The 12,733-nt window shown below is 51.7% G+C and carries 12 protein-coding genes; 8 read left to right on the plus strand and 4 right to left on the minus strand.

Going from position 1 to position 12,733, the window contains the following annotated elements; translation table 11 throughout:
* Nucleotides 1-208 precede the first annotated feature (208 nt).
* The 7 genes from AC0YNS_RS27970 to AC0YNS_RS28000 all read left to right on the plus strand — a co-directional run bounded on the left by AC0YNS_RS27970 (nt 209) and on the right by AC0YNS_RS28000 (nt 7,923).
* Nucleotides 209-898, plus strand: coding sequence for a class I SAM-dependent methyltransferase (locus AC0YNS_RS27970; protein WP_475784204.1), 690 nt, complete (start codon nt 209-211; stop codon nt 896-898).
* Between the two features lie 144 nt (nt 899-1,042).
* Nucleotides 1,043-1,303 carry a hypothetical protein gene (locus tag AC0YNS_RS27975; RefSeq protein WP_475784205.1) on the plus strand — a complete coding sequence of 87 codons (261 nt, stop codon included), beginning with the start codon at nt 1,043-1,045 and terminating at the stop codon, nt 1,301-1,303.
* 140 nt (nt 1,304-1,443) lie between these two features.
* A complete protein-coding gene (locus AC0YNS_RS27980) occupies nt 1,444-2,547 on the plus strand; it encodes an N-acetylmuramoyl-L-alanine amidase (protein WP_475784206.1) in 1,104 nt (367 codons plus the stop codon).
* Nucleotides 2,548-2,804: 257 nt separating this feature from the next.
* Nucleotides 2,805-3,365 carry a hypothetical protein gene (locus AC0YNS_RS27985; RefSeq protein WP_475784207.1) on the plus strand — a complete coding sequence of 187 codons (561 nt, stop codon included), beginning with the start codon at nt 2,805-2,807 and terminating at the stop codon, nt 3,363-3,365.
* A 15-nt stretch (nt 3,366-3,380) separates the two neighbouring features.
* Nucleotides 3,381-3,974: an eCIS core domain-containing protein gene (locus AC0YNS_RS27990; protein WP_475784208.1), complete on the plus strand. Its 594-nt coding sequence runs from the start codon at nt 3,381-3,383 to the stop codon at nt 3,972-3,974.
* Between the two features lie 166 nt (nt 3,975-4,140).
* Nucleotides 4,141-5,583, plus strand: a complete 1,443-nt coding sequence (locus AC0YNS_RS27995) for a glycoside hydrolase family 71/99 protein (RefSeq protein ID WP_475784209.1) — start codon at nt 4,141-4,143, stop codon at nt 5,581-5,583.
* 141 nt (nt 5,584-5,724) lie between these two features.
* Nucleotides 5,725-7,923: an acyltransferase family protein gene (locus AC0YNS_RS28000; protein WP_475784210.1), complete on the plus strand. Its 2,199-nt coding sequence runs from the start codon at nt 5,725-5,727 to the stop codon at nt 7,921-7,923.
* A 53-nt stretch (nt 7,924-7,976) separates the two neighbouring features.
* On the opposite strand, the gene AC0YNS_RS28005 is transcribed toward AC0YNS_RS28000, so the two are convergent.
* Genes AC0YNS_RS28005 through AC0YNS_RS28015 form a run of 3 tightly spaced genes read right to left on the minus strand, consistent with a single transcriptional unit; the run spans nt 7,977 to nt 10,916 of the window.
* Nucleotides 7,977-8,852 (minus strand): ABC transporter ATP-binding protein, encoded by an 876-nt coding sequence (locus AC0YNS_RS28005; RefSeq protein ID WP_475784211.1) that lies wholly within the window; start codon nt 8,850-8,852, stop codon nt 7,977-7,979.
* 14 nt (nt 8,853-8,866) lie between these two features.
* Complete coding sequence (locus AC0YNS_RS28010) at nt 8,867-9,910, minus strand: FecCD family ABC transporter permease (protein ID WP_475784212.1); 1,044 nt, start codon at nt 9,908-9,910, stop codon at nt 8,867-8,869.
* Between the two features lies 1 nt (nt 9,911).
* Nucleotides 9,912-10,916, minus strand: a complete 1,005-nt coding sequence (locus AC0YNS_RS28015; protein WP_475784213.1) for a FecCD family ABC transporter permease — start codon at nt 10,914-10,916, stop codon at nt 9,912-9,914.
* A gap of 195 nt (nt 10,917-11,111) precedes the next feature.
* On the opposite strand from AC0YNS_RS28015, the gene AC0YNS_RS28020 reads away from it, so the two are divergent.
* Nucleotides 11,112-12,113 (plus strand): ABC transporter substrate-binding protein, encoded by a 1,002-nt coding sequence (locus tag AC0YNS_RS28020; RefSeq protein WP_475784214.1) that lies wholly within the window; start codon nt 11,112-11,114, stop codon nt 12,111-12,113.
* Nucleotides 12,114-12,179: 66 nt separating this feature from the next.
* On the opposite strand, the gene AC0YNS_RS28025 is transcribed toward AC0YNS_RS28020, so the two are convergent.
* The gene (locus AC0YNS_RS28025; RefSeq protein WP_475784215.1) at nt 12,180-12,731 is read right to left on the minus strand and encodes a DUF2812 domain-containing protein; all 552 of its coding nucleotides are present in this window, start codon (nt 12,729-12,731) and stop codon (nt 12,180-12,182) included.
* Between the last annotated feature and the right edge of the window lie 2 nt (nt 12,732-12,733).

The following is a 12,733-nucleotide window of genomic DNA, read 5'->3' on the forward strand; positions in this document are numbered from 1 at the left end:
TCCCCCTAATCCAAGTTGTTTTGTCGGAAATATAGTTTTACTCTAATGGCATAGGCGAATATTGTCAATAAAAAATAACAAATAAATGGCATCGATGATGATATCTTCAGTTAGTATAGGTGAAAGTGATGGAACTCATAGATTCTAAATATTTCACGGATTCGCTTCGCTCTATTATGATGGAGGCAATCATTGGGAGGTGTTCAGCATGGAGAAACATGAGCATGTGCGCAGTACATTCGATGAAACAGCAGCCGTCTACGATCAGCAGAGGCGGAAATTAATCCCTTGCTTTGACGACTTCTATGGCGTTGCTTCGGCGCTCGCCGAGGTCGAAACGGAGGCACCTGCGATTTTGGATTTAGGTGCGGGAACAGGGCTGCTCTCTTCCTTTCTCTTAGCGCGTTATCCGCAAGCGAAGCTCACGCTCATCGATCTATCCAATAAGATGCTTGCCGTCGCGAAATCGAGATTTATGGAAATGGATTCGTCGCGTATTACGTACCTCTGTGAAGACTACACGGCCTATGTTCCGGGAGAGGCATTCGATATCATCGTTTCCGGGCTGTCGATCCACCATCTGTCCGATGCGGATAAGCTCACTTTGTATCGCAACAGCTTCGCTAATCTTAAGCCCGGCGGCGTGTTTATCAATGCGGATCAGGTGCTGGGACATACGCCTTTCGTGGACACGCTCTATAGAGAGGATTGGAGAGGAAAGGTTGAGGCGAGCGGATTGACAGAGCCTGAAATCGCTGCCGCTTACGAGAGGACGAAGCTTGATCGGATGACGGATTTGCAAACCCAGCTTGGCTGGTTGACCGGAGCCGGTTTCTCAGATGTGGACTGTGTATACAAGTATTATAATTTTGTAGTGATGTTCGGGAGAAAGCTGTAGCGGACGATAGAGGAGTTCGGCGAGTGAAGCGCGCATGATGCGCCTTGACTGTCGGACTTTATATTTTAGCGGGCCATAAGCTATTGTGCCTATTTTACGGGTATAATGAGGAACAACACCAAGATGAAGAAGGAGGACATTAGGATGAGTCAAATGCTGAACAAGCTGTGCGTGAAAACGTTCAATAATACGAATGTCATTACCGAAATCGGCGTCGTGAAGAAGGTGAATAACCGTACGATTCACGTGGATTGGGGCAAGAAAGTATGGGTCTATCAGAATCGCGAGTTTCGCTGGGTGCCGGTGACGGAAGAAGAGTTCCTTCAGAAGTACGCTAAGAATAAGTTTTCCCCTGAGGCACTTGCCAGAGCAGAAGAGCTCGGTCTGAATATCCAGAAGGGATAGGGACATGGGTTTAGTATATGGAATCGACTTTGTTCGACAACCTTCGCAATACCTAATTATTTTGTAAAATAGGATGCCCTAATCGGCAAACTGCTGATATAATAAGAGTCTACCTTTTTTATCCACTGGAAGGAGACTCTATGCGTAGATATATCAGCCTAGTAATCATGTTTACACTTCTGGTCGGCAGTCTCGGCATTTCATTGGTTTCTGCCACGTCGGCATTCCCTTATCAAGCTAAAGTCAGCAGTACCGCACTGAATGTACGCAGCGAGCCTTCTCTGCAATCCTCCGTAGTCGGCAAGCTGAATAAAGGCGAAGTCGTTACGGTTACCGATGAAGACAGCGATGGCTGGGTTCAAATTAAACACAACAAATTGACCGGTTACGCCGCAGGCTACCTGCTCAGCAAGCTGGATAACTCAGGCGAAGAGTCCAGCCCGGCGGCAAGCGAGCCGCCTACGAGCGGTACGGTAAGTACAAGTCCCGGTTCAACGGCGACTGTGCTTGCGGATTCGCTTCGAATTCGTTCCGGCCCGGGCGTAAGCTATAAGGTGGTCGGATCTTTGTCACAAGGCGAGCAGATTACGATTACGGGCAGTCAGAGTGATTGGATTAAAATTCGCACAGCAGGCCGTACAACGGGCTGGGTGTCCAAGGCATACGTCGGCAAAGGCGCTGTCCCGCCTAAGCATTCCGGCAAGGGACTTAGAGGCAAGGTCATCGTCGTTGACGCCGGACATGGCGGTAATGATCCGGGCATGATTGGTACAACGTACGAAACCAAGGAGAAAGATCTTACGCTGAGTACCGCCACTTATCTCAAGCAGGAACTGCAAAGCTTAGGCGCTACGGTCATAATGACACGGACGACGGATAAGAAACCGGAGCTCTCGGAGCGTGTACGGATAAGCGAGAAAGCGGACGCGGATGCGTTCGTCAGCATTCATTATAATTCCTCGGAGAAACAAACCTCCGGCATCCTTACTTTCTTCTATTCCGAGAAGAAAGACAGGCCGCTCGCGCAAGCGATTGAGGATGAATTGACTGAAGTCGGCGGGCTTCGCAGCCATGGCCTATCCTTCGGCGATCTGTATGTGTTGCGGGAGAACGACACGGTAGCGACACTCGTTGAACTTGGATTTCTATCGAACCGCAAGGATGAATCCATCGTTCGCGGATCGGCTTATCAGAAGAAAGCGGCTGCGGCGATTGCCAGAGGCTTGGCGAATTATTTTGGATAATCATGGCTTGGCGAATTATTTCGGATAAACACGGCTGCTTAGCAGCATAGATGAGAAGGAGACTGCCCCTTGCGAGCTTGCGAGGGTCGGTCTCCTTTTCTGTATAGCGTCGAACTTTAGCGTATTCTGGGAACCATTGTCTTGCGCAGAAAGAATTGATATTTTTGGCAAACTGGTAGTGTTAAATAAAGCCGAAATCCGCTAAAATAACGATGACACCCACCTCATTATTCCATGTGAAGAAAAGGGGAATCGCCATGCTGACCGTACTGCGTCAAATGCAGACAAGGCTGAGTAATTGGCAAGTCATCTCAGGGTTGTTCATCGTATTGCTTGTTATTGAAGCGGTTGTGCTGCCTTACGGATCATCCAAGCTAAATGAGTATTCAGGCGGTGCAGGCATTCTGGATTTGCGTCTCTCCTATTCCGTAGACAAGGCGTATGCCATAATCGGAGCATACAGCGACGCAGGGAGATCCTTTTACGTCACATTTACTCTCGCAGCTGACTATATCTACCCCATCGTATACAGCTCGTTCTTCGCGCTGCTGACGACCGTAATATACCGCCGGGGATTCGCACCGAAGTCATGGTTACATCAATTACCTCTACTTATCTATATCACGCTTCTGCTGGATTACTTAGAAAATGCATGCATCTTGACGATGCTGACCAACTATCCGGATCAAATCACTTTCATCGCTCAGGCAGGCAGTCTCTTCACCACGCTCAAATGGACGATGGCGGCGATCAGCATTCTGCTGCTGCTGTTCGGGGTAGTGATGCTGATCACCAAACGGTTGCGCAAAACCCATTAGAAAAGAGGAGTCCCAGTGTCGCACGAGCATCAGTCCCCGTCTGCCAAGTTTAAACGTCCTACCGCTCTTCAAGCAGAAGCTCGGAGCACCGCAAGTTCAGCCTCAGCTTCTTCAGCCTCCGGTTCCGGCGGTGAGCGTGTGCTCTCTCCCCAGCAGGTGCTGCAGCTGCAGAAAGCGGCAGGCAACCGAGCAGTTGTGCAGATGATGCATAGCAGCCGCTCGCAAGTCGTGCAGCGAAGCGCAGAGGGAGATGACGAGCAACGTGAGAAAGGACGGCTTCCTTCGGGCGTGCAGGTAAAGATGGAGGCTGCCCTTCAGTCGAATATGTCGGATGTGCGCGTCCATGAAGACTCCTCATCTGCAAGAGAAGTAGGTGCGCTTGCATACACGCAAGGCAGCGACGTTCATTTTGCGCCGGGACAATATCAACCGGATACCCAAGAAGGGCAAGAGCTGATCGGCCATGAGCTGCAGCATGTCGTGCAGCAGCGTAAGGGGCGAATCGAACCGACGATGTCGGTAGCCGGCATGCCGGTCAACGATGACCCTGCGCTTGAGCAGGAAGCTGATGCCATGGGCAAGAAAGCCGCTTCTCAGAAGGTTGATTAATTAGCAGAATGCTCCATTCGAAGCTTTGGCTTCGAACGGAAACCAATCACCGGCAGCAGAATGCTCCATTCGAAGCTTTGGCTTCGAACGGAAACCAATCTGCATAACTGCTCTCCTCCCGCATGGGAGAAGGGCATTTTTTCTATCATGAGAGGGGATAGGGAAGATGAGTAGGCGGGATGAACAAGCTTTTCTGGCAGGAGCTATTCGGTGGGATGCTTGGTTTCCGACGAACGTATCCTACGCGGGATTCGTAGATCCGTCGCTGTATACAGCTTACAGCAGCAGGGAGCCGATCGATGGCTGGTTCGATTCGGAGGTACCCGATCACGCAGAGCGGGTTGATCGCCAAATCCAAGCGGCGGCTGATGGCCTGCTTGATTTCTGGGCCTTCGTTTGGTATCCGGAAGACGATGCTCATGAGGGGATAAGGCGCCTAAACAATCCCTTGAAGGATTACATGGCTTCTGCGAAACACGAGCTGCTGCAGTTTGCGCTTATTCTGCAGACCGGCTGGGTGAGCGGTACCAATCAAGAGCAGCGACGTGGCTGGCGGAGACGCAATGTACCTGAGTTTGTAGCGTTAATGAAGGACAAGCAGTATGTGCTGGTAGACGGCAACCGACCGCTGTTGTTCTGGATGGACACTGCCTTCCTCGATGATGCGGAGCGCGGATTCGGCAGCCGCTGGGCGGAAGAGCTGGCCTATTTGGCGGATGCTTGTACAGAGGCTGGATTAGGTGCGCCTTATTTGGTGGATATGCGTAACGATTACGAGTCTGCCGCGAGGTTTGGGTTTGACGGCGTTTCCGATTATGGTCCTGCGTCACACAGCGGCGAGGGGCATTACACCTACGAGCAGCTGGCACGCCATGATCGTAATAAACGTGATATTGAGAAGGGACTTAAGGTGATTCCCGGTGTCAGTGCGGTAATCGACCCGAGTCCGCGGCATAATGAGGCTTGGACGGCCGCTGTCGGGGCTAGTTATTATGGCTACTCGTTTGAATATCCGACGTATACGGAATGGTTCGAGCATCTCAGTGAAATGCGCAGCTGGCTGTTCAATCATGCGCAGCATACGAGCTCGCCGCCGGTGATGGCGATCTATGCATGGAACGAGCTTGATGAAGGCGGTCCCGGCATTATGCCGACGAAGCAGGAAGGCACGATGTTTCTGGATGCGCTCCGCGCTGTGAAGACAGGCATTCATCCGGAGCATATCGAGAATCGAATGAATGATTCGAATCCGAACATCAGCTATGAAGGGAACTGGCAGCGGGAGCGCGGAGCTGCGGGCAGTTATAACGATGACTACACGTGGAGCGACACGGAAGGCGATGGTTTCAGCTTCTCCTTCCATGGAACATGGGTGAAGCTCTGCGGAGAGCGCGATATGGCCTTGGGTACGGCATCGGTACAGATCGATGGTGCTGTCGTTGGTATCGCTGATCAGGTAGTGGAGCGGGACAGCGTTTGGTTTGCAGTTGAAGGCTTGGCTGCAGGTGCTCATACGTTACGCGTAACGTTGACCAGTGGCAAATTGGTGCTGGATGTGATTCGGTTCGGCGGCAAGGGCGGTTATCATACGATGGGTGAAGCGGTTTAGTCGCATTTTGATAACGAAATGTAACTCTTCTGTAACGCAAAATCGGCTATCTCGTTCTATAATCAAACATGCAGCCTAGAGTCAGGTTAGTCAGTCAGCAAGTAGGGGGAAACGGTCCCCTGCCGGAAGGAGAATGTTAATATGCCAAAACCATTAGGAAACAGCGGTCGCTACATGCCCGGAATCGATGGTTTGCGTGCCATTGCCGTCTTTGCGGTAATCGCTTATCATCTGAATCTATCGTGGGTACCGGGCGGATTGCTTGGCGTAGGCATTTTCTTCGTCCTCTCCGGTTACTTGATCACCGATATCTTATTAAAACAACAAAGTCACACAAGGCGGCTGAACCTCGGCGAGTTCTGGATTCGCCGGGCTAGAAGGCTGCTGCCGGCCATGGTTATCATGCTCCTGCTCGTTGCAGGTTGGCTGCTTTATATAGACCCGGCAAGAATCTCCTCGTTAAAAGGGGAAATGGTCTCCGCGCTTATTTATACGAGTAACTGGCGGTTGATTTTCCATCAGGTCTCGTATTTCGAATCCTTCGGGCCGCCTTCGCCGTTTGGCCATTTGTGGTCGCTCGCCGTAGAAGAGCAGTTCTATCTCGTATGGCCTTTGGTGCTTGTGCTCCTCGTGCGCTGGGTACCGCAGCGCGGTAAGCTTGCGCTTGTTATCTTGGCAGGGGCGGCAGCATCAGCGGGGCTGATGGCTGCGCTCTACGTGCCGGGGCTTGATCCGAGCCGCGTATATTATGGCACAGATACACGGGCTTTCGCGCTGCTCATTGGTGCTGCTTTGGCTGTTATTTGGCCAAGCTGGAAGCTGTCCGACTACGCCAGAAGCAAAACGAAAATGGTGCTGGATATCGTCGGCTTCAGTGGTCTGGCAGTCGTGCTGGCCATGATCGCGACTGTTGGCGAATATGATGAGATGCTGTATCGCGGCGGTATGGTGATATTGTCGGTTGCGACTGCGGCTGTTGTCGCTTCGCTGGCGCATCCATCAAGCAGGTTTGGCCGCATGATGGGCTGCAAGCCGCTGCGCTGGTTAGGCGTGCGATCCTATGGTATTTATCTCTATCATTATCCCATTATTGCTCTGACTACTCCTACAGCGGAGGTAGACGAGTTTCATGCGATGCGAGCCGTGCTTCAAGTGGCGGCTGCTATTGTGCTGGCCGAGCTCTCTTGGCGCTTCGTCGAGGAGCCGATCCGGCGCGGTGCGCTGGGCAGACTCCGCGGTAAGTTATCGCAGCTGGCAGCAAGGCAGCGGCAGTTGCAGTCGCTTCGCGCAAGTCGGATCGTGCTGGTCATGTCACTTTGCACGCTGATGGCTGTCAGCGTATCTTGCTCGACTCAATTGTATGCGATAGACGGTGGTTTATCGGCGGGCATTCCCATTCTGAAGCCGGGAATCGCGAATGAGAGACCGACTGAAGATCAAGCAGAGCACGCTGTATCGGAAGGTGGTCAGGGAACTGAGGATCGTCCGGTCGTGACGAATCCGAACGATACACAGCCGGGTGATACGGCTGCGAACGATACGAAGGCTGATGATACGGCTTCGAACGATACGAATCCGGCGGGCTTGAGCCCAAGCGAACCAGATTCAGGGAGCACAAGTTCAAACGATACGAACCCAGGCGATGAAGGCGTCGTTACGGATACCAAACCGGAAGTGGATGGGACAAGCCCTGATAAGCCGGTTACTAGTAAACCGGGCAAGGCAGGTTCGGCGGAGGATAAGCCGGAGGATAAGCCGGACAACAATGGTGCGAAGGATCAGGAAACCACGAATGGCAATGAAGCCACCGAGCCGCCAACGACTCCTCCTCCTTCCAAACCGTCAAAGCCACTCAAGCCGATTAAACCAGCAGCAGGCAGTGTTACAGTGATCGGCGACTCGATCCTTCTGGATGCGAAGCCCTATCTGGAAGAGCTTGTGAAAGGCATTGTCGTGGACGGGAAAGTCGGACGGCAGATGTCGGAGGCTGACGAGGTGGTCTTGGAGCTGAAGGAAATGAACAGGCTAGGCCAAACCGTCATCATCGAGCTCGGCACGAACGGTTCATTCACGGAGAAGCAGTTAAATACGTTGTTAACGGCCATTGGCAGTGAACATAAAGTCATTCTCGTCAACACGCGCGTTCCTCGTAAATGGCAGGATGTCGTAAACGACATGCTGGCAGAGACGGTCACGAAGACGCCGGGCATTGCGCTGATTGACTGGTATTCCGCCAGCAAAGGTCAAGACAATTTCTTCAGCACGGATGGTGTTCATCTGAGGAAGAACGGCGCGCAGTTTTTTGCGCAATTGCTTGTAGACGCATTGGCCAAAAGCTAAACAAGAAGCCCTCGCGGTCCCGTGTTATCACGGGTCCGCGGGGGCTTCTTCTGCTAGTATTGAGGTGCCAGAAGCGCCCCATCCTCATTCATATTAACATTCACATTCACACTAGCCGTCTGCTGCGACTGTTCATCGAGAAGCCTCCGACCCTTGCCGTATGGAATACACAGCGGTGTCCCGAAGATCGGATCCTGCACGACTTGGCATTCCATATTGAAAACCTCGCGTATAAACGACTCATGCACAATTTGCTCCGGCTTTCCTTGCGCAAAGATACGTCCTTCCTTAACCGCCACGATGTGATGGGCATAACGGCATGCAAGATTGATATCATGGAGCACCATCACGATGGTCCGGTTTTCTTGCGCATTCAGATCAAATAAGAGATCCAAAATTTCGATTTGATGGGTCATATCGAGATAGGTGGTTGGCTCATCGAGCAGTATCGTTTGCGTGTTCTGCGCTAACGTCATGGCAATCCAGGCGCGCTGCCGTTGTCCGCCGGATAGGGAATCTACCGTACGTCCGGACAGTTCCTCCATATGTGTGGCTTGCAGCGCCTTCTTCACCATTATCTCATCCTCTGCGGACCACTGTTGAAGAAAGCTCTGATAGGGGTAACGCCCTTGCTTCACGAGCTGCTGGACGGTCAGTCCCTCCGGAGCTGTCGGCCCTTGCGGAAGAATGGCCAAACGCCTTGCGACTTCTTTGCTGGACAGCTTGGCAATGTCGGAGCCATCCAGCACAATAGAGCCCTCTTGCGGCTTCAATAACCGGGCGAGCGAACGCAGCAGCGTTGATTTGCCACAGCCGTTGCTCCCGATAAACACCGTTATTTGCCCTTTAGGAATCTCCAGCTCAAGATTTGCGAAGATCGGTTTCTTTCCATACGATAACGTGAGGTTATTAGCTGCAATAACGGTCACAAGATTCACTCCCTTTACGAGTTGCGATGGCGATACAGCAAGAAGATAAAGAACGGCGCTCCGATTGCGGCTGTAAATACGCCTGCAGGGATATCGAGCGGAATAAACGCGACTCTGGCGACCAAATCAGACAGCAGCAGGACAAGCGAGCCAATCAGAGCGGACACCGGGATGACTCCGCCGTACGAAGGTCCAACGAGCTTGCGCGCGATATGCGGAGCCATGAGTCCGATAAAATTGATGGCGCCGCCAATGGCGACGGCTGTACCTGCGAGTGCGACACTGATAATAAGCAGGATCGTTCTCTTGGTATTGACGGAGCTGCCCACGCCTGTAGCGACCTCATCACCGAGCTCCTGTACGTTCAGATGCCGGGCATAGATGAGCGCGATAGGCATTAATACGACCATCCACGGCAGCAGCGTCAGCACATCGCGTTTCCACGACACCCCGTAGATGCTGCCTGTCATGAACGTAAAGGCTTTAACAGCTACAGCAGTCGGTGTAAAAGATGCGGTTAGAATGAGCATGTAGGTGGCTGCCGTTAACGCGGTTGCCATGCCAATCCCGATCAGCACGAGCCGAAGCGGAGTGATCCCGCGACGATAGGCAAAGAGATAGATTAGGAATGCCGCGGCAAAAGCACCTGCAATCGAGCTGAGCGGCATGAAGCGTATGCTGAGATGCGAGAAATAAATGATGAAGAATACGGTGCCGAGCGAGGCTCCGCCCGAAATGCCGATCACGTCCGGCGACGTAAGCGGATTACGCACGATACCTTGCAGCAGAGCACCGGATACAGCCAGCATCGAGCCCACCATAATGGCAATGACGACACGAGGCATTCTCAGTTTGAAAATAATCATGGAATCCGCTTGGTCGCCTATACCGAGCAACGAGCGAATGACCGCGATCGGGCTTACGACCGTGCTGCCAAGACCTACGCAAACAATGAAGGCAACCAAGTTGGCAGCAATTAATAACAGAATGACTGACAAAGTTCTGCGTTCGATCAGAAACGAGAGACGATTGTTTCGCAGAATCAGAGATTTGCTCATCTTAACGCTCCCCCCTTCTGGCGATGTACACGAAGAACGGAACGCCAATAATGGCGGTCATGATGCCGACAGGTACTTCTCCGGGATACGCAATGAATCGTGAACCCACATCAGCGACAAGCAGCAATATAGCACCAAGGAAGGCACTGTAAGGGAGAACCCAGCGGAAATCGATACCTACCACGTAACGTGTAATATGCGGAATAATGATTCCCACGAAAGCGATCGGACCCGCAATGGAGACCGAACCGCCGGCCAGCAGAACAATAATGACGGCAGCTGCGAGCTTCACGTAGACTGTCGTTTGGCCAAGTCCAGTTGCGACGTCATCCCCTAATACGAGCAAATTCATATGACGAGACAGGGCCATGGTACCTAGAAGAGCAATTCCCATATATGGGGCTGCAGTCGTAAAGATATGCATATCTCGTCCGGCTACCGAACCTACGAACCAATACAAAACTTGATCGAAGGTTTGACCGCCTGTCAGCAGCACGCCCATCGTAAGGGAAGAGAAGAACGCTGTCATGGCAGCCCCTGCAAGCGTCACCTTGAGCGGAGTCAGACCATCACTGCCGATGGAGCCGAGAATATAGACGAGCAAAGCCGTAAAAGCAGCGCCAACGAATGCGAGCGTCGCGAACGTGCCCAGACTGCTTGCCCCGAAGAATGCAGAGCTAACGACAATGAAGAATGCCGCGCCGGCGTTGATGCCAAAGAGGCTTGGCGATGCGAGCGGGTTGCGGGTAATACCTTGCATTAATGCGCCCGCTACAGCAAGACTGGCACCGGCGAAGGCTGCGATCAGAGCTCGTGGCATCCTTGCCGTTTGGATGATGAGATGCTCTTGCGATCCGTTATAAGCGGTGTAAGATTCCATAATGGTATGTAGGCTTATATTGGAAGTTCCAAAGACGATACTGCCTAACATCCCGAGGACGAGAAGGACGAAACAGGCGATTAGACCTAGTACCTTCTGAAAGCGCGTTGTAAGTAAGATGTTCATAATTGCCCCATTCCCAGCATGAGAGATTAAGTGTAGAAGAGTATAATAGCACTTTGTCATTCTAGGCGATGAGCACTTCGATGTCAATGAGAGTGATTCTCAAAATCATTGACATCCGAAATTATCCCTGCTATAGTTGCTATCTGTAAACGCATTGATAATCATTTTCAAATACGAAGGGAAGTTATTTACGTAATGGTATCCGCTCTGAAGAAGAAGTACATGTGGTCCGTCACTGTTCTGTTGTTTACTTTCGCACTCCTCTTGTCCGCTTGCGGGCAGTCCAATTCTAGCAATAATACCAGCAATAACACGAGTAATTCCTCGAATTCGCAGGCAGCGAATGCTGAAGAGCATAAGGTCACGCATGCAATGGGAGAGGCCACGATTAAAGGCACTCCGCAGCGCATCGTTGTATTGACGAACGAAGGAACAGAAGCATTGTTGGCACTTGGTGTGAAGCCTGTTGGCGCTGTTAAATCATGGACAGGCGATCCTTGGTACGATCATATTAAAGCGGACATGGAAGGCGTTACGGTAGTTGGTGAAGAGAGCCAGCCGAACGTGGAGCTTATTGCCAGCCTGAAACCCGATCTGATCATCGGCAACAAGCTGCGCCAAGAGAAAGTATTCGATCAGCTGAACGCAATTGCGCCGACGATCTTCTCGGAAACGCTTCGCGGAGCATGGCAGTCGAACTTCATGCTGTATGCGGATGCACTGGGTAAAACAGCCGAAGGCGAGAAAATCATCAAAGCCTACGACGACCGTACAGCTGATTTCAAAGCGAAAGCTGGCGACAAGCTGAATGAGAAAGTTTCTGTTGTCCGGTTTATGGCAGGTAAGACGCGTATTTACCTAGATGATACGTTTACGGGACTTGCGTTCTCCAAGCTTGGCATCACCCGTCCTGATAATCAGAAGAACTATAAGGATACATTCGTTGAAGAAATTACGAAGGAACGTCTTCCGGAGGTTGATGCGGATCGATTGTTCTACTTCACTTACGAGACCGGTGATGGCAAAGGTACGGCGATGGAAGAGGAAATGCTGAAGGATCCGCTGTGGCAGAGCCTGAATGTTGTGAAAAACAAGAAGGCGATCAGCGTGAGCGATGCGATCTGGAATACAGCCGGCGGCGTAATTGCAGCGAACTTGATGTTGGATGAAATGTTCAAAATCTACGAAATTAACTAATATGCGAAACAAAAGAGGCTGAGGTGTCCTGAGTAACAGGGCGCAATCAGCCTCTTTTTGCTATGCCTATTTCGTGAGTTTGTTGATTTTGCTGCCCATCTTCACGTAACCAACCGACAGCAAGGCGAAGAGGGAGATATAGATAGTTGCCATGGGAAACACTACGCCCCAGAATTGATGGCCGCGAGGCAGCAGATTCGCCATATTTATCGCACACAGAGCGACGTTCAAGAGCAGCATCGCACCCATCATGCGTTGAATTTTCTTATAATGTGCGGCAAGCGAATCACGGTCGGAGTATAGACGAGGCACTTCGCCGGGCTCCCACGCTCTGCGAAAATAGTGCCAGATTCCGCCGTAGGAAGTCACATACTCCCAGCCCGCATCCCGGTACAGTTCAATATATTCCTGCAGCTTGCCGTTCTTCTTCGTCAGGCCTGATTGATAGTCCAGGGAGTAGGAATAGCGCACTGCCTCATCTCGTGCGAAGGTACTGCTCAAGAAACCGGGCTTCTCGAGATGCAGACCGCGTGCGGAATGCTCGTTCATCCACTTTTCCTCGTTCTCGTAATCCCAGCTCAAGTTGAGCCGATATTTCTTCACCTTATTTGGTTTCATCT

This window comes from Paenibacillus sp. J22FR21 (genome assembly GCF_056269135.1).